At 71.7% G+C, this 19237-nt stretch carries 20 protein-coding genes and 1 pseudogene; 3 read left to right on the top strand and 18 right to left on the bottom strand.

The window, feature by feature from the left end; translation table 11 throughout:
• The 7 genes and pseudogenes from Cba03nite_RS37215 to Cba03nite_RS37185 all read right to left on the bottom strand — a co-directional run.
• Positions 1 to 261 (bottom strand): annotated as a pseudogene (locus tag Cba03nite_RS37215) (hypothetical protein); the annotation flags it as partial.
• Positions 262 to 403: 142 nt separating this feature from the next.
• Positions 404 to 2617 carry an RICIN domain-containing protein gene (locus Cba03nite_RS37210; protein WP_203756907.1) on the bottom strand — a complete coding sequence of 738 codons (2214 nt, stop codon included), beginning with the start codon at positions 2615 to 2617 and terminating at the stop codon, positions 404 to 406.
• Positions 2614 to 4515, bottom strand: coding sequence for a ricin-type beta-trefoil lectin domain protein (locus tag Cba03nite_RS37205; RefSeq protein WP_239126302.1), 1902 nt, complete (start codon positions 4513 to 4515; stop codon positions 2614 to 2616). The genes Cba03nite_RS37210 and Cba03nite_RS37205 overlap by 4 nt, the downstream gene beginning before the upstream one ends.
• Before the next feature lie 328 nt (positions 4516 to 4843).
• A complete protein-coding gene (locus Cba03nite_RS37200) occupies positions 4844 to 5872 on the bottom strand; it encodes a LacI family DNA-binding transcriptional regulator (protein ID WP_203756905.1) in 1029 nt (342 codons plus the stop codon).
• A 108-nt stretch (positions 5873 to 5980) separates the two neighbouring features.
• The gene (locus Cba03nite_RS37195) at positions 5981 to 6550 is read right to left on the bottom strand and encodes a transcriptional regulator (protein ID WP_203756903.1); all 570 of its coding nucleotides are present in this window, start codon (positions 6548 to 6550) and stop codon (positions 5981 to 5983) included.
• Between the two features lie 10 nt (positions 6551 to 6560).
• Entirely contained in the window at positions 6561 to 7745 is a 1185-nt protein-coding gene (locus tag Cba03nite_RS37190; protein WP_239126301.1) for a PEP/pyruvate-binding domain-containing protein, read from the bottom strand.
• Positions 7742 to 8143 (bottom strand): DNA-binding protein, encoded by a 402-nt coding sequence (locus tag Cba03nite_RS37185; RefSeq protein WP_203756901.1) that lies wholly within the window; start codon positions 8141 to 8143, stop codon positions 7742 to 7744. Before Cba03nite_RS37185 ends, Cba03nite_RS37190 begins: the two co-directional genes overlap by 4 nt.
• Before the next feature lie 79 nt (positions 8144 to 8222).
• Between Cba03nite_RS37185 and Cba03nite_RS37180 the strand changes: the two genes are divergently transcribed.
• A complete protein-coding gene (locus Cba03nite_RS37180) occupies positions 8223 to 8729 on the top strand; it encodes an HAD domain-containing protein (protein WP_203756899.1) in 507 nt (168 codons plus the stop codon).
• A 157-nt stretch (positions 8730 to 8886) separates the two neighbouring features.
• On the opposite strand, the gene hypE is transcribed toward Cba03nite_RS37180, so the two are convergent.
• Genes hypE through Cba03nite_RS37160 form a run of 4 tightly spaced genes read right to left on the bottom strand, consistent with a single transcriptional unit; the run spans position 8887 to position 11724 of the window.
• On the bottom strand, positions 8887 to 9969 hold the full coding sequence (gene hypE, locus Cba03nite_RS37175) for a hydrogenase expression/formation protein HypE (RefSeq protein WP_275411640.1): 1083 nt from the start codon (positions 9967 to 9969) through the stop codon (positions 8887 to 8889).
• On the bottom strand, positions 9966 to 11093 hold the full coding sequence (hypD, locus tag Cba03nite_RS37170; RefSeq protein ID WP_203756897.1) for a hydrogenase formation protein HypD: 1128 nt from the start codon (positions 11091 to 11093) through the stop codon (positions 9966 to 9968). The genes hypE and hypD overlap by 4 nt, the downstream gene beginning before the upstream one ends.
• A gap of 9 nt (positions 11094 to 11102) precedes the next feature.
• Entirely contained in the window at positions 11103 to 11375 is a 273-nt protein-coding gene (locus Cba03nite_RS37165; protein ID WP_203756895.1) for a HypC/HybG/HupF family hydrogenase formation chaperone, read from the bottom strand.
• A 4-nt stretch (positions 11376 to 11379) separates the two neighbouring features.
• On the bottom strand, positions 11380 to 11724 hold the full coding sequence (locus Cba03nite_RS37160) for a hydrogenase maturation nickel metallochaperone HypA (protein ID WP_203756893.1): 345 nt from the start codon (positions 11722 to 11724) through the stop codon (positions 11380 to 11382).
• Positions 11725 to 12103: 379 nt separating this feature from the next.
• On the opposite strand from Cba03nite_RS37160, the gene Cba03nite_RS37155 reads away from it, so the two are divergent.
• Both Cba03nite_RS37155 and Cba03nite_RS37150 read left to right on the top strand, forming a co-directional pair.
• Positions 12104 to 12811, top strand: a complete 708-nt coding sequence (locus Cba03nite_RS37155; protein WP_203756891.1) for a nuclear transport factor 2 family protein — start codon at positions 12104 to 12106, stop codon at positions 12809 to 12811.
• A complete protein-coding gene (locus tag Cba03nite_RS37150; protein ID WP_203756888.1) occupies positions 12808 to 13281 on the top strand; it encodes a DUF5994 family protein in 474 nt (157 codons plus the stop codon). The genes Cba03nite_RS37155 and Cba03nite_RS37150 overlap by 4 nt, the downstream gene beginning before the upstream one ends.
• Positions 13282 to 13370: 89 nt before the next feature.
• Here the strand turns inward: Cba03nite_RS37150 and Cba03nite_RS40705 are convergent, their stop codons facing one another.
• The 7 genes from Cba03nite_RS40705 to Cba03nite_RS37120 are packed head-to-tail and all read right to left on the bottom strand — an operon-like array spanning position 13371 to position 19225.
• Complete coding sequence (locus tag Cba03nite_RS40705; protein ID WP_371821521.1) at positions 13371 to 13478, bottom strand: DUF6893 family small protein; 108 nt, start codon at positions 13476 to 13478, stop codon at positions 13371 to 13373.
• Entirely contained in the window at positions 13475 to 14116 is a 642-nt protein-coding gene (locus tag Cba03nite_RS37145) for a hydrogenase maturation protease (RefSeq protein ID WP_203756886.1), read from the bottom strand. The genes Cba03nite_RS40705 and Cba03nite_RS37145 overlap by 4 nt, the downstream gene beginning before the upstream one ends.
• Positions 14113 to 15549, bottom strand: a complete 1437-nt coding sequence (locus Cba03nite_RS37140; protein WP_203756884.1) for a hypothetical protein — start codon at positions 15547 to 15549, stop codon at positions 14113 to 14115. The genes Cba03nite_RS37145 and Cba03nite_RS37140 overlap by 4 nt, the downstream gene beginning before the upstream one ends.
• A complete protein-coding gene (locus Cba03nite_RS37135; RefSeq protein ID WP_203756881.1) occupies positions 15531 to 16202 on the bottom strand; it encodes a DUF6084 family protein in 672 nt (223 codons plus the stop codon). Before Cba03nite_RS37135 ends, Cba03nite_RS37140 begins: the two co-directional genes overlap by 19 nt.
• A complete protein-coding gene (locus Cba03nite_RS37130; RefSeq protein WP_203756877.1) occupies positions 16195 to 16887 on the bottom strand; it encodes a DUF5947 family protein in 693 nt (230 codons plus the stop codon). The genes Cba03nite_RS37135 and Cba03nite_RS37130 overlap by 8 nt, the downstream gene beginning before the upstream one ends.
• The gene (locus tag Cba03nite_RS37125; protein ID WP_203756875.1) at positions 16884 to 17453 is read right to left on the bottom strand and encodes a NifU-related iron-sulfur-binding protein; all 570 of its coding nucleotides are present in this window, start codon (positions 17451 to 17453) and stop codon (positions 16884 to 16886) included. The genes Cba03nite_RS37130 and Cba03nite_RS37125 overlap by 4 nt, the downstream gene beginning before the upstream one ends.
• On the bottom strand, positions 17450 to 19225 hold the full coding sequence (locus tag Cba03nite_RS37120; protein ID WP_203756873.1) for a nickel-dependent hydrogenase large subunit: 1776 nt from the start codon (positions 19223 to 19225) through the stop codon (positions 17450 to 17452). Before Cba03nite_RS37120 ends, Cba03nite_RS37125 begins: the two co-directional genes overlap by 4 nt.
• Between the last annotated feature and the right edge of the window lie 12 nt (positions 19226 to 19237).

The following is a 19237-nucleotide window of genomic DNA, read 5'->3' as shown; positions in this document are numbered from 1 at the left end:
GGCGAGGTTCTTGTGGTGGTCCTCGGCCTTGGTGATCCGCTCAGTGATCTCCACGTTCGGGTTCAGCTGCTGGTACTCCTTGTACAGCTCCTTGTACCCGAACTCACCGAAGGTGGCGATGGTCAGCTTGACCTTGCCGCCCGGCTTGCCGGGCTCCTCGCTGCCGCCGCAGGCGGCGGTGCCGAGGACGAGACCGACCGCGAGCAGCGGCGTCGCGACCGTGAGCAGGCGGCGGCGGGCGCCGGATATTGCAGAACCCATGGACTTCCTCCAGAGCGGGGGTATGTAGGTGGTGCCGAGTTGCCTGTCAGCAGCGGGGCCGCGCTGGATGCCCGGCCCCTCCGGCCGTCCGGGCGAAGCTCGCGCCGGACGGCCGGGGTTGTTCCGTGGATTCGCCGCCGGGCTATGGGCCGGCGACGAGGTTGACGACGGTGTTGGACGAGTTCGCCGTGCCGCCGGTGTTGTTGATCACCCGGGCGATGGTCCCCGTGCCGCCGAGCGAGACGGTGACCATGTTCCGGAAGGCGGTGCCGCTGGCCGGGACCTCGAAGGCCCGATCGGCGACGACCGAGGGGTTGACGTTGAAGTAGCAGTAGCTGCCGAGGCCCCACGCCTGGTGCGAGGTCACGGAGTTGGCCACCTTGTACGCCGCGTAGCCGCGGGTGGACCCGTTCATCCAGGCCGCCTGGTTCGGCGGGTCGTACGGCATCTCGTTCTGGAAGAAGTAGGTCCGGCCGCCGTTGCCGTTCCAGATCACCTGGTACTTCTGGTAGTGCTCGACGAACAGGCCGTAGAACGTGATGTTGTTGCCGTTCACGACCAGGCCGGTGTCGGCGGTGTTGGTGCTCCAGCCGACGCCCGAGCCGTGGTCGGCGCGCCAGATCCAGGTGTGGTCGCCGATCACGTCGTGGCTGTTGATGACGAGGCTGGTGGTCGCCTTGCCGACGCCCGCGCCGCCGATGCGGAAGAAGACGTCGTGCAGCGAGGTCGGGTTGGCCGCGTGGCTCGCGCCGGAGCCGGCCGGGCCGACCTGCATCAGCACGGACGAGTTCGTGGTGCCCGCGTCGATGAGGATGCCGGCGACCTTGACGCCGTCCACGTCGGCGACCGACATCGCCATCACGCCGTTGTCCGGGATGACGGTGGCCAGGCCCAGGCCCAGCACGACGGTGTCGGGCCGGGTGATCCGGATGGTGTCGCTGACGTGGTAGACGCCGGGCGTGAACAGCAGGTTCTGCCCGGCGGCCAGGGCCGCGTTGATGGAGGCCGCGGTGGCGCCGGCCTTCACGATGTGGAACTGGCTGATCGGCAGCGAGGTGCCCGCCGGGGTGCCCGACGCCCAGGTGGTGCCGGTGCTGTTGCTGCGCAGCGCGGGCACGAACACCTGGTACGCGCCCTGGCTGTCGACGTATAGGAACGGCTTCTCGCGCACCACCGGGGTGTTGCCGACGTTGGTGTACGGCGGGCTCGGGAACGTGTTGCCGGGCGCGCCCTGCGTGCCGACGAACACCATGTTCCAGTTCGAGCCGGTCCAGCTGCCGAACTGCGAGTTACGCGTGATCCACTGCTGCTGGCTGCCCGAGTTCACCTGGCCGTCGACCTTCACGTCGGAGAACCAGCCGCCGCTGGCCCAGCCGCCGTCGTCGAGCAGCAGGTTGCCGCGCACGTGCATGCGCCGGTACGGCGCCGCCTGGGACACGGCCCAGCGGTCGGTGCCGCCGGTCGGGGTGACCGACAGGTTCTCCGACCCGCGCCAGAAGTTCTGGGTGGCGTTGTTCGGCGGGAACCAGTCGGCCTCCACGTGCACCGAGCCGTTGATGTTCACCGCGTCCGGGGAGAAGCCCAGGCCGAGGACCTGCGTGTAGAAGCCGACGTTGACGTTGACGTTGTAGCTGCCCGGCTTGAACATCAGCGCGTACCGCTGCGAACCGAACTGGTTCGTCTCCTGGCCGGAGAAGACGCTGTTCAGCTGGGACTGGATGGTCGAGGCCGACATCGACGGGTCGAAGATGCGCACGTTCGGCCCGAGGTCGGGGTTGCCGGGGTTAGGCGGCACGGTGCTGGGCGACGGCTGCGGGCCGCCGACCGGGGTGAGGTAGAACGACTGCGCTCCCGTCCCGTTGCAGGTGTACTGGACCAGCTGCACGCTGTCGGCCGTGGAGGCCGCCGGCACGTCGAGGCACTTGCCGCTGTGCCGGCTGACGAAGTGGTACGCCCCGTCGGCCTCCTGCACCGGCAGCCACTGCTGGTTGTTGCCGCCGCCGTACAGCCACAGGTGGATGGCGGCGTTGTCGGCGGTCGAGACGTTGGAGACGTCCCAGACCTGGTTGACGTTCGGGCCGACCCCGGCGCGGAAGTAGCCGCCGCTGGTCGCGTCGAAGCGCCACTGCTGCGCCGTGGTGCCGTTGCAGGTGTACTGCTGCACCGCGGTGCCGTTGGCGGTGGCCGCCGACCGCGCGTCCACGCACTTGCCGCTGTTCTTGCTGACCACCGTGTACGTGGTGCCCGACGTGACGGCGGCCTGCGCCGACGGGGCGCCGAGCACGACCACCACGGCCACGCCCACGCTCGCCAGCACCGACGCGGTCAGCGCCGAGACGATCGCCCGCCGCCTCATGAGAAGCTCCACTTCTGGTTCGCGCCCGTGGTGCAGGACCAGATCTGCAGGCGGGTGCCGTCGGCCGAGGTGTTGTCCTTGACGTCGAGGCAGGTGCCCGAGAACTGGTTCACGAACTGCTGGGTGGAGCTGTTGTAGGTCCACTTCTGCGAGGTGCCGGTGTGGCAGTCCCACAGGTGCACCAGGGTGCCGTTCGCGGCGCTGGGCCCGACGATGTCCATGCACTTGCCGAGCGCGCTCAGCCGGCCGGACGAGTCGCGGGTCCAGGACTGCGCGCCGGTGCCGTTGCAGCCGTAGATCTGGATCGCGGTGCCGTTGGCGGTGGCCGCGCCGGCCACGTCGATGCACTTGCCGCCGAGGCCGGTGATCGGGCTGGTGCCCGTACCGCCGCCGCCCCCGCCGCTGCCGGGCGTGCCCGACCAGGTGAAGGTCGCGGTGGTACGCGCCGGCAGGGTGTACACGAAGGACTGGTTGCCCCAGTTGACGCGGACCGACTGCGACGAGGTGCCGCCGTTGTGCGCGATCAGGGCCTTCGAGCCGTCCGGGTTCTTCCACGCGACGTTCTGCACGGTGCCGTTGGCGGTGGAGTCGATCCGGTACGCCCCCGGCTTGACGAACTTGGTCAGGTGGCCGGTGGTGTAGTACTCGATGGTGTAGTCGACCTGGCCGGCCCGGGAGCCGCCCTCCTGCACGGTGATCAGGCCGGTGCAGGTGCCGCAGCCGCCGTTGTGCGGGCCCATGTTCTGGTTGAGCGCCAGGCTCCACTTGACCAGGCTGCCGCTCCAGTTACGGGCGTAGTTGACGATGTCGGCCAGGTCCTCGTTGTGCTGGTTGCCGATCCAGGTGCCGCCCGAGTGCTCGGTGCTGAACTGCTTCACCGACGGGTACTGGTTGTGCACCTGGGTGCCGACCGCCGGGTCGCCGAAGTAGCCGTGCCAGGCGATGCCGCCGAACAGCGGGTCGTTGCGGATGCCCGTGTCGGCCAGGGTGCCCGCGCTCATGCTGGCGTAGTCGCCGTAGTTCCAGTCGTGGATCAGCACCTTGGTGTTGATGCCCGCGGCGCGGAACGCCGGGTAGACGTGGTTCTTGGTCAGCTCGATCAGCCCGGACGTGTTCCAGTTCATGCCCGGGTAGTCCATCGCGGTCGGGTTGCCGGCCTGGCAGCAGTTCGGCTCGTTCTGCACCGAGATGTAGTCGACCGGCACGCCGATCGCCTGGTAGCTCTGGATGTACTTGACCAGGTACTGGGCGTACAGGCCGTAGTACTCGGCCTTGAGCCAGCCCATCTGGTCCATCCGGCCGTTGTCCTTCATCCAGCCCGGGGCGCTCCACGGCACGCCCTTGACGCGCAGGGCGGGGTTGAGCTGCTTGGCCTGCTGGGTGAGCAGCCGGACGTTGGTGTCGTAGCCGTTGCTGCCGAAGTCGTTGAGGTTGCAGCAGGTGTCGTCGAGCGAGACGTTGCCGGGCCGGGACAGGTCCGAGGCGCCGATCGGGTTGCGCACGAACGACAGGCCGATGCCCTGGCTCGGCGAGAACAGCTTGGCCATCACCTGGTCACGGGTGGCCGCGCTGATCGGGCCGCCGCGCAACAGGTATGCCGTGGTGTCCGTGATGGACGCGCCGCCGCCCTCGAACTGCTGGTATGTGGTGCCCTCATTGACGGTGATCGTGTGGTTCGCGGTGCCGCCGGCCGGACCGAAGTTGATGTTGGCCTGCTGCTGCAGACCCCGGGTGACGGTGCGCCCGCCGGAGTCGGAGGTGGTGGTGAGCCAGATGCTCACCGGTTCGTTGGCGGCCAGCGCGGGCTGGGCGATCATCGAGCCGCCCACCAGCAGCGCGGTGGCCGTGGTGGCGGTGACCGCGATGGCGGTGGTCCAGCCTGATCGAGGACGGAACACGCGGGACCCTCCTTTCGACGCGAGATGGCACGCGATCCCCGCCGGGCACGCCGCGTGAGAGGCGGCGCGTCGTGACGGTTCGCGTGATGCTGTGGGCGGGCCGGGCGGCGGTGGGGCTCCCGCCGTACCCGGCCCGGATGTTCCTCGGTACCCAGAACCCTCGATGTAACTGATGTAACAAAATGATCGAGGTTCTGTTGACAGCAATGAAACATCTAGCTTTCTTGCCTGTCAAGGGTTGGCAATGTCCGAGAAAGACAGCATCAAACACCAGTGTTTCATTGAAACAAAATGAAACTGGCGTCTGCCTGGCGCTTCAAAGATCGAGTCAGCGCCCACCGATGGGCGCGGTCGAGTCGCGGATGACGAGTTCGGTGCCCAGCGATACGTGCACCGCCTCCAGGGTGTGCCGGTCGAGCAGCCGCATGAGCATGGTCACCGCCATCCGGCCCATCTCCTGCAGCGGCTGGCGCACCGTGGTCAGCATCGGCGTCGTCGCCCGGCTCACGTCGATGTCGTCGAACCCGGCCACCGACAGGTCCTGCGGCACCCGCAGCCCGCGCTCGGCTGCCGCGGCCAGCGCGCCGACCGCCATCTTGTCGTTGAACGCCACCAGCGCCGTCGGCCGCTGCGGCAGGTCGAGCAGTTCTCCGGCCGCCCGGTAGCCGTTCTCCGTGTTCGGCTCGTTCACGTGCCGCACCAGCTCCGGCGTGGGCAGCACGCCCGCGTCGGCCAAGGGCGCGACGTAGCCGGCCATACGCGCGTCGTTGGCCAGCCACTCCGGCGGGCCGCCGATGATGCCGACCCGCCGGTGGCCCAGCTCCACCAGGTGCGACATCAGCCGCCGCGCCCCGGCGAAGTGCGCCGCGGACACCGTCACGATGTCCTTCGGCGGCTGTGTGCGCGGATCTATCACCACGAACGGGAACTGCTGGTCGCGCAGCCGGACCAGGTGCTCCGGCGGGTCCGGGGGGAGGATCATGATGGCGCCCGCGATGCCCGGCCGCTCGGTCAGGCCCGGCAGCACCGACACCGACTGCGCCGCCTCGCCCGCGTTCAGCACCATCTGCCGCCCGTGCAGCTCGATGGTCTCCGCGATCGAGCTGACGATCAGCCCGAAATAGTCGGTGAGCACGTACGGGCAGCGTACGAAGATCGCGCCGGAGGCGGGCGGCTGGTCGCCGCGGCGCAGCGGGGCCTTGTCGCCGCGCCGCTGCACCGCCTGCAACACCAGTTCACGCGTGTGCGGCGCGACGTTGGTCGCGCCGTTGAGCACGCGGGACACCGTCGCGATCGACAGACCCGTCTCCGCCGCGATGTCGCGGACCGTGGCCCGCACCCCGACCGTCCTAGGCATGGCCGCACACGATACCCGCCACCGCCACGGAGCGTAAGCACCGGTCACCCGACATACGGTCGTCGCGGCGAGCCACGCCCTCAGGAGCGGGCACAGCCGGATCGCCGGCTACCGGGAGATGCCGAGCGAGGCGATGAGGTCCTCGTGCAGCTCGAACCACACCCGGTGGCACGAGTCCACCTCCATGCCGGTGATCCAGGCCGGGTCCGCCGCCGCCTGGGCCAGCGCGGTGGCGAACCGGTGGTGGTAGCCGCCGAAGCGGCCCAGTTGCGCGGCCAGCCGCTGCTCCAGCGGGTGCAGGGCGTCGGCGAGCGCGGCGAAGCGGCCCGGCACCGCACCGGCCGTGCCGAGCTGCCAGGCGGTGAAGGCACCGGTCGCCTGCTCGTTGAGGGGTACGAAGCCGTCGTGCACGGCGACGACCGTCGCGCGGGCGCCGGCCCGGTCGAGTTCCTCGCTCAGCTGCGCCTCATTGCGGCGGCGGCCCGCCTCGGTCAGCGACCAGCCGGACAGGCCCGCGAACGCGGAACGGGTCACCCAGCCGTACGCCTCCGCGTCGAGCAGCTCCTCGCCGGTCTGCGCGGGGTCGAGGCCGAAACGCGCGGCCACGGCACCGGTGTCGGCGAAGCCCTTCAGCCGGACCGCGTGGAGCGACAGCAGGTCGGTGGGCGACGGGTGCATCGGCTGCCTTTCAGCTCGGGGACCTGGTGAGGGTGACGGTGCCGAGAGCGCCGTCCACGACGACGTACGCGCCGTCGATCAGCCTCGACAGGGCGCCGGTGGCGCCCACGACCGCCGGGATCCGGTACTCCCGCGCCACGATCGCCGCGTGGCTGAGCAGCCCGCCGGTCTCCGTGACGACGGCCGCGGCCACGCGGAACAGCGGCGTCCACGCCGGATCGGTGGTGCGGCAGACGAGCACGTCACCGGGGCGTACCCGCGAGAACTCGTCGACGGACCGCACCAGCCGCACCGGTCCGCGAGCCTGCCCGGGACTGCTCGCCACCCCGACGACCAGCAGCGACTCGGGGTCCGGCCGCTCCGGGGCGCTGGGCCGAACGGCATCCGGCGCGGATCCGGGCGCCGGTGCGAGCGGTGTGGTGATGGGGCGTGACTGGAGCAGCCAGAAGCGGCCGTCGCACACGGCCCACTCGACGTCCTGGGGGCGGCCGAACAGCTCCTCGCAGCGCCAGCCGAGCGCCGCCAGCGGGAGGATCTCCTCCGGGCCGAGGCAGACGTGGAAGCGAGCCGGTTCGGGCACGTCCGACCGGATCGGGCCGTCCGGACCAGGATCGAGGCGGGTCCGCTTGTCACCGAAGGCGACGCGTGCGCCGCCCTCGCGCCATACCGTGATCTCGTCCGGCACGACGGCGCCGGAGACGACGGACTCGCCCAGCCCCCACGCGGCGTTGATGACGATCCTGTCCCCGCCGTCGCGGGGATCCCGGGTGAAGAGCACCCCCGCCCGGTCCGCCGCCACGAGTTCCTGCACGAGCACGGGCACGGCCGTCCGATCGCCCAGGCCGAGCCGCTCCCGGTAGGCCCGCGCCCGCGGGGCGTCGCCGGACGCCGCGCAGCGCCGGATCGCCGCCAGGACCTCGTCCGGGTCACGTACGCCGAGCACCGTCTCCAGCTGGCCCGCGAACGACGCCGCGGCGCCGTCCTCGCCGAGCCCCGACGACCTGATCGCGTACGGGCCGGGGCGCAGCCGCGCCAGCGCTGCCCTGACGGCCGCCTCGTCGGTGGACGGGTCGGTGACCACGAAGCCGTCCGGCACCGGCAGGCCCGCGCGGAGCAGGACAGCGAGCGCCGCCGCCTTGCCGCCGCAGTCCGGACCGGCTTGCGCCAGCGGCACCACGCGGCCGGCCGTGGTCACGCGCCGCCGTCCGCGTCACCGGCGAGCCGGGCGGTGACCCGCTCGTGCCGCTGCTGTGCCGCCTGTGCGGTGCGCAGGCCGAGCGCCTCGGCGATCTGTGCCCAGGTCAGGCCCTCGGCGCGGCCGACGAACAGCAGCCCCGCCTCCAGCTGGTCCAGCTCGGCGCGGGCCGTGGCCAGCAGGGTGAGCGCGGCGAGCAGGTCCTCGGGCAGCTCCAGGGCGGCCCGGTCGGTGCCGGCGCGCCACAGCACCTGACGGATCAGGGTCACCGCGTCGTGCGGCTGCCGGCCTGCCAGCCAGGGCAGCCGGGGCAGCTCGTCGCCGCCGCGGGCGCTCAGCCGGGCGCGGGCGCGGTCCTCCGTCTCGGCCGCGGACCGCTCCTCCGATGATCCACTCATGCGGCCAGGATGCCCGTTCAACAAACTGTTTGTCAACAAGTTGTTGAGGAGCCGCTGGGAAGTGGTTACGTTACGGGTGATGAGAACCGCACTCGTGCTCGACATCGACGGCGTCGTCCGGCCGGCGTCCGGGGCCAGCCCCTTCGGCGGGCTCGTCGAGGTCGGCTTCGAGCCGCGTCCCGTCCTGGTGTCCGCCGCGCTGTGTACGGCGCTCGCCGAGCTGGCCGCCGCGCCCGGAATCGTCCCGGTGTGGCTGACGAGCTGGCTGCCGGAGGTACGCCGCTCGATGCGGCCGCCGTTCCCCGGCCGCGACTGGCCCCAGCTCGAACTTCTTCCCACCGCCGACCCCGGCGGCTGGCCCAAGTGGACGGCGCTCAACGCCTGGCTGGACGCCACTCCCGGGCTCACCCGGCTCGCCTGGGCCGACGACGACCTCGCCGCCGCCGATCGCATCCCGTCCTACCGCGACCGCCTGTCCGCCCGAGGTCTCGACACCCTCCTCCTCGCCCCCGATCCCGCCGACGGCCTCACCCCACCCCACCTGGCCCACCTCACCAGCTGGCTCCACCCACCTCCCACCCCCTGACCGCCAGCTCACCTCCGAAGATCACCGTCTGGTGTCGAAACCTGAGGTCCCACGACACCTTGTGACACGAAACGCCGATCTTCGCCGGGCTGGCCCGCCCCCGCTGGCCAGCACCGACCGCGAGCCGTGGATAGGGGCCAGGGCGGGGGTGGGTGGGTCAGCAGATGCGGGGTAGGGGGTCTCCTACCAGGAGGTCCATGATGCGGGTGCCGCCGAAGCGGGTACGCAGGAGGACCAGCTCGGCGGGGTCGGCGTCGACCCGGCCGATGATCGCGGCCTGCTCGCCGAGCGGATGCGCGCGCAGGGCGGCCAGGGCCGCGTCGGCGGCCTCCGGCGCGACGACCGCGACGAACCGCCCCTCGCAGGCCACGTACAGCGGGTCGATGCCGAGCAGCTCCGCCGCCCCGCGCACCGCGGGACGGACCGGCACGGCCTCCTCGTCGACCACGACGGTCACCCCGGCCGCCCGCGCGATCTCGTTGAGCACCGTGGCGACCCCGCCCCGCGTCGCGTCCCGCATGCCGCGCACCCCCGCCCCGGCCGCGTCCAGCAGCGCCGCAGTCAGCTCGTGCAGCGGCGCGGTGTCGCTGCGCAGGTCGACCTCCAGGTCGAGGTCCCCGCGGGCGATCAGGACGGTCATCCCGTGGTCGCCGACCGGCCCGGACACGAGCACCGCGTCACCCGGCCGGGCGGCGGCGACGCTGGGCGAGTGCTCGCGTTCGCGTACCCCCACGCCCGCGGTCGTGATGAAGCAACCGTCGGCCTGACCGCGCCGGACCACCTTGGTGTCACCCGCGACGATGCGCACCCCGGCCGCCTGGGCCGCGGCCGCCATCGACGCGACGATGCGGACGAGGTCGGCGACGGGGAACCCCTCCTCCAGGATGAACCCGGCGGACAGGTACAGCGGCCGGGCCCCCGCCACGGCGAGGTCGTTGACGGTCCCGTTGACGGCCAGCTCGCCGATGTCACCGCCGGGGAAGAACAGCGGCGACACCACGTACGAGTCGGTGGTGAACGCGAGCCGCGTCCCGCCGACGGTCAGCGCGGCGGCGTCGTCCAGCTCGGCGAGGTGCGGGTTGTCGAACGCCTCCAGGAACACGGCCTCGACCAGGCTCTGGGTGGCCTTGCCGCCTGCGCCGTGGGCCATGGTGAGCCGCTCCTCGCGCACCCGGGCGCGGGCCCGCCGGGCGCGGGCGACCCGGTCCATGACGAGTTCCTCGGTGAGGTCCGCACTCATCGGGCGCTCACCTGCAGCAGCCGCTGCCGGCGGAACCGGCCGAAGTTGTAGTACGCCGCGCAGGCGCCCTCGGGCGACACCATGCAGGTGCCGATGGGCGTCTCCGGCGTGCACGCGGTGCCGAACACCTTGCACTCCCACGGTTTGAGCACGCCTTTGAGCACCTCGCCGCACTGGCAGGACTGCGGGTCGGCGACCCGTACGCCGGGCACGTCGAAGCGGCGCTCGGCGTCGAAGTCGGCGTACGCCTCGGTGAGTTTGAGCGCGGAGTGGGAGATGAAGCCCAGCCCCCGCCACTCGAAGAACGGGCGCAGTTCGAGGACGTCGGCGAGCACCTTGAGCGCGGTGACGTTGCCGTCCCAGGGCACCACGCGGCTGTACTGGTTCTCCACCTCGCAGCGCCCGTCGCCGAGCTGCGCGAGCAGCATGTCGATCGAGTGCAGGATGTCCAGCGGCTCGAACCCGGCCACGACCAGCGGCTTGCGGTAGTGCTCGGCGATGAACCGGTACGGCTCGCAGCCGATCACGGTGGACACGTGGCCTGGGCCGAGGAAGCCGTCGAGGCGCTGGTCGGGCGAGTCGAGGATGGCCTTGATCGCCGGGATGATGGTGACGTGGTTGCAGAAGACGGAGAAGTTGGCCAGGCCCTCCGCCTTCGCGCGTTGCACGGTGACCGCGGTGGACGGCGCGGTGGTCTCGAACCCGATCGCCATGAACACGACCTGCCGGCCCGGGTTCTGCCGGGCGATCTTCAGGGCGTCCAGCGGGGAGTACACCATGCGGATGTCGGCCCCGGCCGCCTTGGCGTCCAGGAAGGACCCGTCGCCGCCGGGCACCCGCATCATGTCCCCGAACGAGGTCAGGATGACCTCGGGCCGCCGCGCGATGGCGATGGCGTCGTCGACCCGGCCCATCGGGATGACGCAGACCGGGCAGCCCGGCCCGTGCACGAGCTGCACCTGCTCGGGCAGGTAGTCCTCCAGTCCGTGCTGGTAGATGGTGTGGGTGTGCCCGCCGCACACCTCCATGAACTTGTAGACGCGGCCCGGCTCGCAGCGGGCGGCGATCCGGGCGGCCAGCGCCCGCGCCTGTTCGGCGTCGCGGAACTCGTCCACGAAACGCATCTCGGCCCCTTAGTCGATCTTCGAGTTCTGCAACGCGGCCAGCTCGTCGGTGTACGCGTCGCCGATGCTCTTCAGGAAGTCCATGGCGGCCCGCGCCTCCGCCTCGTCGATCTTGGATAGCGCGAAGCCGACGTGGATCAGCACCCAGTCGCCTACGCCGATCTCACCGGGCTCCAGCAGCCCGATGTTGATCGCGCGGCGTACGCCGCTGACGTCGACCTGCGCCAGGTCCGGCCGGTCGGTCATGATCTCGACGACCTCGCCGGGGATGCCCAGGCACATGCGCTCAGGCCGTCCGGTCGGCGACGTGCAGCTCTTCCAGGATGAGGTCGTCGCCGCCGGTGACCACCACGTCCGCGCTGCCGCAGTGCCCGCACACCGGGAGCATGTCCAGGGACTGCTCGTGGCGCCCGCACGCCGCGCAGGCGACGTGGGCCGGCACGGTCACCATGTCGATCTCGGCGCCGTCGGCGGTGGTGCCCGTCGCGACCAGCGCGAAGCCCTGCTTGAGCGCGGGCTCGGCGACCCCGTGCCGTACGCCGATGCGCACCTTCACCCGGTTGACCCGCCGCCCGTCGGCGCGCTGGGTGACCGCGCCGAGGATGCTCTCACAGAGTCCGATTTCGTGCATTATTGCCTCCTTTGTTCCGATTACCCAACGCGGTTGCGGGCGATACGGAAACGAAGAGGGAGCCACTTTCCGCCCGCGGCCATGGCGGCCGCGGGGCCGAATGGGCAGGTCATGAGGTGGTGACCAGCCGCGGATCCAGGGGCATGCCGCGCGGCACACCGGCGGCGAGCGCCATTCACCCGCCGGAGAGAGTAGACTGAGTTTTAGATCCAGAATCGTCGATTTGTTCCCCGCCCGACGGCCGGGGGTCGGCGATGGCGCGCCAAGCAGGCGCAACCGACGCGTCGGCCCTGCCCGGGCTCCGCGGCGTCGTGACGCTCTCCGATCGCGGGAGACGGCGGCTCGACCGGCTCTGGCGACTAGGGCCAGGAGCGAAGAAATGACTGAACCCGCCACGACGAAGATGGGCACGCACCGGCATGCCGACCCGCCTCGCGTGGGGTCCGAAGGCGCCGAGGCACGCCGGCTGATCGCCGAACTCGGCCCCGGCTTCAACGCCCGCACCGTACGGGTGCTGACTGAGGGCGACCTGGTCGCGGTGCACGGTGTTCACGACGACGGCGGCCACGCCCGGGCCGGCTTCGACGTGTTCCGGATCGACCGCGGCCGGCTCGCCGAGCACTGGGCCGCCCACCAGGCGGTCGTCGCCACGACCGCCAGCGGGAACAGCCAGACCGACGGTCCCGCCGACGTCACCCGGCCGCAGCAGGGTGCCCGTAACGGCAGGCTCGTCGACTACCTGATCGACACGATCCTCATCGGCCGCAAGCACGACCGGCTGAAGCACTTCTTCGTGGCGGATCTGATCCAGCACGATCCGCTGGTCGGCAACGGGGTGAAGGCGCTCACCGCCGCCTGGCGGACGCCCGGGACGGGCTACGAACGCCGGCACACCACGATCGCCGACGGCGAGTTCGTGCTGACCGTGTCCACCGGGACGGTGCGGCACGCGCCGCGCGTGTTCTACGACCTGTTCCGGGTCGACCGGGGCATGGTCGTCGAGCACTGGAACGTCACCACGGAGCGCGGCGGCCTGCCCTCGTCCACCCCGGTGGCGATCACGGCCCCGGAAAGCCAGGGATCATGAACCCGCGTGTCGGCCCGCCCGACCTGATGGGCCTGGTGCCGGGGTCCGCCCAGCGGGCGCAGCGGCTGCGCCTGGCGCACACGCGCGGCAACGAGGAGCTGCTCGACGGCGGATGGTGGCCGTACTCGCTGGATCCAGCCGAGGAGCTGCCCGGACTCGTCATGGCCGTCGACGAGATCCACGGACCGGTCGTCGGCGTGGTGCTCGGGGCAGACGGCTGGCATCCCCAGCCGGTGGCGCTGCACGTCGGCGGCCGATGGATCGGGATCGACTACTTCGCCAGCCAGCCCGCGAGCCTGCTGACCGCGCTCTGTACGGGCGGCCGGCGGGTGGACCTGCTCGTGGTAGCGCCGCAGACCTCGTGGGAGCTCGCCGCCAAGGCGATGCTGCAGGCGGCGCAGACCGGCAACCGGGTGACCGCCCCGCACATCATGCCCGACGTGGAACAGGCGGCCGCGTCCCTGCGGTGACCGGCCCGGCGGCCTCGCCCGCTCCGTGCGGTGAGGCCGCCTGCCGTGCGTACACGGTCGGCGGCCTCGGCCTTCGCGCTGCCCGCGCCTCACATGTTGCGGATCCTGAAGTAGCGTTTCATGTCCGGGAACGTGCGCACCAGCACCGCGACGACACCGGCCGCGACCAGCCCGGTCACCACCCGCTTGAGTGTCATACCCTCACCTCCCTCACCTGCTCGTCCAGCAGCGACGCGGCCTCCACGGCGAGCGGATCCGCCGGGTCCTCCGCCACGGATGGGATGGGTTCACCCGGCATCAGCCCCGCGGGCAGCGGCGCGGCGCCCGCGAGCGCGGCGTGGCCCGCGGCCCACAGTTGCCGCACCAGCTCCGCGGCCACCTCCACGGCCGTCTCGACCGGTGGGCTCAGGCCCATCCGCTCGCTCAGATCGGCGGGCTCGCAGCCGACCAGCAGCACCCGGCCGGGCGCGCTGCCGCAGCTGTCCAGCAGGTCGAGCACCCGCTGCGGCTGCATGCCGTGCGGGTCCACCAGCACCGGCCCGTCGTCGGCGCGCCGCTCCGCCCGATCCTCCGAGCCGATCTCCAGCAGCCGTACCGTGCCCGGCGCGTCCCCGCGCTGGTCCACGTCGATCAGGACCGTCGCGTCGTAGCCGGCCATCAGGTCGTACGCCAGGTGCACGCCGCGGATGCCGTAGTCGGCCAGCCGCGCCCAGGCCGGGCACGGCTCGGCGGCCAGCCGCTGCGCGACCGCCACCCCGAAGCCGTCGTCGCCCAGGAACACGTTGCCGAGCCCGGCGAACAGCACCCTGCGCGGCCCCACCGCACCCGTGCTCATGCGGACACCACCGTGACCTCCTCGGGGGCGAAGTAGCGGAAGCGGCCCTGCAGGATCTGCAGATCGACGCCGGGATCGTCGTCGAGGGTCACCGCGAGGTGGGTCGCGCCGTCCACGTCGAGCAGCACCGCGCGCACGGTCGCGATCCGGTCGGTCAGGAACATGTCCTGCGCGTCGCTGCGCCGCCCGGTGCCCGGCCGCAGCCGCACCCGGCTCCCCCGCCCGACCGCGACGCCGTCGATGATCACCGTGTCGCGCTCGGGGTCGACCGACCTGTCCGCACCGGGGTCCCACCACGGCTGCTCGGTGCCGAAAAGGTCAGCCTTCGAGGGAGCAGGGGTCGCCGGGCGCAGGCCGCGGATCGCGCCGTGCAACCGCTCGAAGACCTCCGGCGGCAGGTTCTCCGCCCGGCCCAGCAGCGCGCTCCCCCGCGGGTCGGTCGCCCGGACCTGCGCTTTCTCCTCGTCGGTCAGGGTGAGGGTACGCAGAACCAGCAGCTCGTCGATCTCCGTCGAGTCGAACATGTCCCCGGGGCTCTCCGGCGCGACGGCCGGGTGGTCGTACAGGATCACCGGCGCGGACAGCACCACGTCCCGGCTGCCCTCCGGTCCGAGCAGCACCGGCCAGCTGCGCACCTGGTGGCACTCGCGCACGGCGGGCATCGCCCACTCCGGCGGATCGAGCAGCGACACGAACGCGCCGTCCGTCACCGCGAACACGCTGTGCGCCGCGATCAGCGAGTGCCGCAGCGCCTCCGGCCGCTCCAGGGGGCCGTCCACCGTGGACTCGTCCGGGACGTTAAGAAGGTGCCCTTCCTCTACGTATTCCGTTAAGAAGGTGCCCTTCCTTGTGTCGGTGTGGTTGGTGGCGGTGGCGGTGAGGCGGAGCAGGCCGTAGGGGCCGGGGAGGAGGTCGGCGCGGAGGCGGAGTTCGCCGCGCAGGGGGTGGCGGACGCGGCGCAGGCGGACGGTGGCGGAGAGGTGTTCGTACTCCTCGCCGCCGGGGATGTCGAAGAACTCGGCGTGTTCGGCGGCGCCGACCAGGTCGGCCGGGGCGAGGACCAGGTCAGCGGACTGCTCGACGGCCTCGTCGAACCGGTGGTGGGGCACGCCGTCGACGACGGCCTCGGGGACCTCGTGCCAGCCGTCGCCGGTGTGCTGCTCGACGGTGCGCGACTGGGCATGCAGGAAGCGCAGGCGCCAGTGCAGGCGGGCGCCGAGCTGCGGCTCCAGCAGCAGCTCGGTACGGCTCCAGCTGTGCTCGCCGAGCGCGTCGTCGGCGTACGCGGGCGGCACGAGCACGCCGAACTGCCAGCGCATCCGGTTCTTCGCCGCCGAGGCGCGGTACGGGTAGAGCAGGTAGCCCTCGTAGAGGACCGCGTCGGCCACCGCGCGGGCCTGCTCGAACGGGTCGGTCACCGTGGTGTCGGGCACAGGGCGTCCTCCTCGGACGGGCGGGCGAGCAGGGAGGTCAGTGCCTCGTCGGCGGTGGGCACGGCGTGGCGGGCCTGGTGGCGCAGCAGCGCGTCGACGGTGTCGCGGCGCAGCCGCAGCCAGGCCTCGCCGGGAAAGTAGAGATCCATGAGCTCGCGCCACACCGCCACGGGCAGGGCGTACTTCGCCTCGCGGTCCCACGGCACCCGCCCCACCCGCACGCCGTCCGGGTCGCCGGGGCCGGGCGCGGTGAACATGGTGCCGCTGAACAGCAGCGTCACCGGCACCGTGCCCTCGGCCAGCGCGTGCAGGTACTTGCCCAGGCCCGGTTCGAGGTCGTAGGTGCAGGGCACCATCAGGTCGTACTCGGTGCGGCCGGTGAAGCCGGGCACGGCCGCGGCGACGGTGGCGAAGTGCAGCGCCTGCATGCTGGTCGCCCAGCGCTCGGGCGTCCCGAACACGCCGTGCAGGCCGTCGGCCTCGGCGGGGGCGTACTGCCTGGCCCGGGGGTCGATGCGCAGCTGGACGCTGAGGATCAGCGCGTGCACGCGTACGCCCTCGGGCGCGGTGACGCCCAGCCGGAAGCGCAGCGTCGGCGACGCGGCCCAGCGCTCGGGCTGCACGTCCGAACACGAGAAGGCCAGCTCAGCCACCGGCCACCCCCGCCGCGAGCGGCTCCGGCGCGGGCACGGCCCGCGAGCGCACCTCGGCGAGGAAGCCGTCGATCGCGGCCCGCGCCTCCTGGCCCCCGTCGAAGCCGCGCCAGAGCGTGCGCACCAGCCCGACCAGGCGGTAACAGGCGTCGATCGGCACCGCGTGGCATTCCGGCCCGTCCGGCCCGCCGTGCACCAGCAGCGCCATCACGTCGGCGGGCAGCGCCGCCGTGTAAGGGTGCCGCGCCAGCAGCTCCGCCCACACCCGCGGCGGCAGCTGCGACTCGGCCGCCCCCGCCGGGCTCGGGTAGAGCGCCACCGGATGCCCCAGCACGCTGTTGACGAACACGAACACCAGCCGCACCGGCACGTCCAGCGCCGCCCAGTCCGCCTCGGACAGCGCAAACCCGGGCAGCGCGACGTACTCACGCGGCACGGCCGCGTACCGCCGCCCCCGCGCGCCGCGCCTGCCCGAGCCGTCTCGCGCCCCCGCGCCCGCGCCGTCTCCGGCCGTGGGCACGAACAGCAGGTAGCAGGCCTGGCAGGCGCAGGGCAGCGAGCGGCCGGTCACGTCCACCAGGTGGTCGTGCGCGGCCGGGATGGGCGCCGCGCACAGCTCGCAGCGTTCCGGCGCCGCCCGCGCGGGCTCGGCGGGCGGCGCGGTCAGGTAGCGCCGCAGGTTCATGCGTGCACGCCGGTCGGCGCGGTCGCCGAGGGCAGCCCGATCTGCAGCAGCGGCGGCGCGGGCGCCACCTCCTCCACGACCACTTCCACGATCTCGGGCGCGGCCTGCTGGACCAGCGAGCACACCGTCTCGCTGACCGCCTCCGCGCCCCCGCCGCAGCCGCCGCCGCAGCCGGCCGCCAGCGCGATCCGGGCGGTGCCCGCCGCGTCGACGTCGATCAGCGTGAACTCACGGCCCAGCCGGCGGCGCGCCCGGTCCAGCGCGACCAGTACCCGCTCCTCGATCGGCACCGGATGCAGGCCGTAGAGCGCGAGCAGGCCGCCGACCAGCTCGTCCTCGGCGAGCACGCGCAGCTCCTCGGTCACGCCGGGCACGGTGACCAGGCCGTCCAGCAGCCGGGCCAGCCCGGCCTCGTTGAGGTGCAGCAGCTCGCGCACCACCCCGTCGGCGGCGTCCCGCGCCGCCGGGCCGCCCGCCTTCTCCACCTCGGCGAGCAGCCCTTCCACGCGTACGCCGACCGAGTGCGGGTCGAGTTCGAGCACCCGGTCCCAGTGCTGCTCGCTCATGACGCCGCCCCCGAGGCGAACGCGTGCGGGGTGTGCAGCTTCTTGAGCACCGAGCCGTTGCCGGTGTACATGTGCACGCCGCAGGGCAGGCACGGGTCGAAGCTGCGTACCGCGCGCATGATGTCGATGCCCTTGAAGTTCTCCTGGGAGTTCTCCTCGAAGATGGGCGTGTTCTGCACCGCGTCCTCGTACGGGCCGGGCGTGCCGTAGCGGTCGCGCACGCTGCCGTTCCACGGCGTCGGCGGGTACGGGTGGTAGTTGGCGATCTTCCCGTCCCGGATGACCATGTGGTGCGACAGCACGCCGCGCACGGCCTCGGTGAAGCCGCAGCTGATCGCGTCCTTGGGCACCTTGAACGGCTCCCAGGTCTGCGTCCGCCCGGCGCGCACCTCGCCCAGCGCCTTCTCGCACGCGTGCAGCGCGACGGCGGCCGCGTACGCCTGGAAGTAGGTGCGGGCGCGGTTGCGCTCCAGCGCGTTGCTCCACTTCGGGATCTTCCACTCGAAGGTGACCTCGGGCTTGGTCAGCGTCTTCGGCAGGTTGATCATGACGCTGTGGCCGGTGGCCTTGACGTAGCCGATGTCGACCAGGCCGCTCAGCGCGGTGGACCACAGCCGGGCGATCGGGCCGCCGCCGGTGTCCAGCGCCAGGTGGTCCGTGCCGTCGAACCAGCGCGGCGACATCACCCAGGAGTACGCCCCGTCGAAGTCGCGCTTCTGCGGCCGGGGCAGGGTGTGCTGGTTCCACGGGTGGCGCACGTCGACCGGGTTGCCCAGCGGGTCCCGTTTGACGAAGACCTCCTGGCCCTGCCAGTCGTCGTAGTAGGAGCTGCCGAGCAGGATGCGGATGCCCAGGTTGATGTCGACCAGGTCGTTGGTGACCAACTTGCCGTCGACGATGATGCCGGGCGTCACGAACATCTTCCTGCCCCACGCGCTCATCCGCTCGTAGGAGAAGTCGCAGTACTCCGGGTCGTTGAGCGCACCCCAGCAGCCCAGCAGGACCCGGCGCTGGCCGACCTTCTCGTAGCCGGGCAGCGCGTCGTAGAAGAAGTCGAACAGGTCGTCGTGCATGGGCACGACCCGTTTCATGAATTCGACGTAGCGCATGAGCCGGGTCAGGTAGTCGGTGAACAGCTGCACCGTGGCGACCGTGCCGACGCCGCCGGGGTACAGCGTGGACGGGTGCACGTGCCTGCCCTCCATCAGGCAGAACATCTCCCGCGTGGTCCGGCTGACCTGCAGCGCCTCCCGGTAGAACGCGCCCTCCAGCGGGTTCAGCGAGGTCATGATCTCGGCGATGGTCTTGAAGCCGTGCTGCTCGGCGTGCGGCGCGGGCGTGTTCTTCGCCTTCTCCCACACCCCGGGGTTGGTCTCGCGGACCATCTTCTCGCAGTAGTCGACCCCGACCAGGTTCTCCTGGAAGATGTTGTGGTCGAACATGTACTCGGCAGCCTCGCCGAGGTTGACGATCCACTCACCCAGGTGCGGCGGCTGCACGCCGTACGCCATGTTCTGGTTGTAGATCGAGCAGGTGGCATGGTTGTCGCCGCAGATGCCGCAGATCCGGCTGGTGATGAAGTGGGCGTCGCGCGGATCCTTGCCCTTCATGAAGATGCTGTAGCCGCGGAAGATCGACGATGTGCTGTAGCACTCGACGACCTGCCGCTGCTTCCAGTCGATCTTGGTGTAGATGCCGAGACTGCCGACGATCCGGGTGATCGGATCCCACGACATCTCGACCAGGCCCTCCGCGGCCGTCTGCGTCGCCATGCCTCGTCTCAA

The sequence above is a fragment of the Catellatospora bangladeshensis genome (assembly GCF_016862575.1).
Taxonomy (GTDB): domain Bacteria; phylum Actinomycetota; class Actinomycetes; order Mycobacteriales; family Micromonosporaceae; genus Catellatospora; species Catellatospora bangladeshensis.
This window is presented reverse-complemented; position numbering and strand designations above follow the sequence as displayed.

What these genes read in the sequence shown, in the direction of transcription:
- Cba03nite_RS37180 (WP_203756899.1), top strand. Translation starts at nt 8,223, where the DNA reads ATGAGAACCGCACTCGTGCTCGACATCGACGGCGTCGTCCGGCCGGCG.
- Cba03nite_RS37130 (WP_203756877.1), bottom strand. Translation starts at nt 16,887, where the DNA reads ATGAACCTGCGGCGCTACCTGACCGCGCCGCCCGCCGAGCCCGCGCGG.
- Cba03nite_RS37155 (WP_203756891.1), top strand. Translation starts at nt 12,104, where the DNA reads ATGACTGAACCCGCCACGACGAAGATGGGCACGCACCGGCATGCCGAC.
- Cba03nite_RS37125 (WP_203756875.1), bottom strand. Translation starts at nt 17,453, where the DNA reads ATGAGCGAGCAGCACTGGGACCGGGTGCTCGAACTCGACCCGCACTCG.
- Cba03nite_RS37145 (WP_203756886.1), bottom strand. Translation starts at nt 14,116, where the DNA reads ATGAGCACGGGTGCGGTGGGGCCGCGCAGGGTGCTGTTCGCCGGGCTC.
- Cba03nite_RS37165 (WP_203756895.1), bottom strand. Translation starts at nt 11,375, where the DNA reads ATGTGCCTGGGCATCCCCGGCGAGGTCGTCGAGATCATGACCGACCGG.
- Cba03nite_RS37150 (WP_203756888.1), top strand. Translation starts at nt 12,808, where the DNA reads ATGAACCCGCGTGTCGGCCCGCCCGACCTGATGGGCCTGGTGCCGGGG.
- hypD (WP_203756897.1), bottom strand. Translation starts at nt 11,093, where the DNA reads ATGCGTTTCGTGGACGAGTTCCGCGACGCCGAACAGGCGCGGGCGCTG.
- Cba03nite_RS37185 (WP_203756901.1), bottom strand. Translation starts at nt 8,143, where the DNA reads ATGAGTGGATCATCGGAGGAGCGGTCCGCGGCCGAGACGGAGGACCGC.
- Cba03nite_RS37210 (WP_203756907.1), bottom strand. Translation starts at nt 2,617, where the DNA reads ATGAGGCGGCGGGCGATCGTCTCGGCGCTGACCGCGTCGGTGCTGGCG.
- Cba03nite_RS37200 (WP_203756905.1), bottom strand. Translation starts at nt 5,872, where the DNA reads ATGCCTAGGACGGTCGGGGTGCGGGCCACGGTCCGCGACATCGCGGCG.
- Cba03nite_RS37195 (WP_203756903.1), bottom strand. Translation starts at nt 6,550, where the DNA reads ATGCACCCGTCGCCCACCGACCTGCTGTCGCTCCACGCGGTCCGGCTG.
- Cba03nite_RS37120 (WP_203756873.1), bottom strand. Translation starts at nt 19,225, where the DNA reads ATGGCGACGCAGACGGCCGCGGAGGGCCTGGTCGAGATGTCGTGGGAT.
- Cba03nite_RS40705 (WP_371821521.1), bottom strand. Translation starts at nt 13,478, where the DNA reads ATGACACTCAAGCGGGTGGTGACCGGGCTGGTCGCGGCCGGTGTCGTC.
- hypE (WP_275411640.1), bottom strand. Translation starts at nt 9,969, where the DNA reads ATGAGTGCGGACCTCACCGAGGAACTCGTCATGGACCGGGTCGCCCGC.
- Cba03nite_RS37160 (WP_203756893.1), bottom strand. Translation starts at nt 11,724, where the DNA reads ATGCACGAAATCGGACTCTGTGAGAGCATCCTCGGCGCGGTCACCCAG.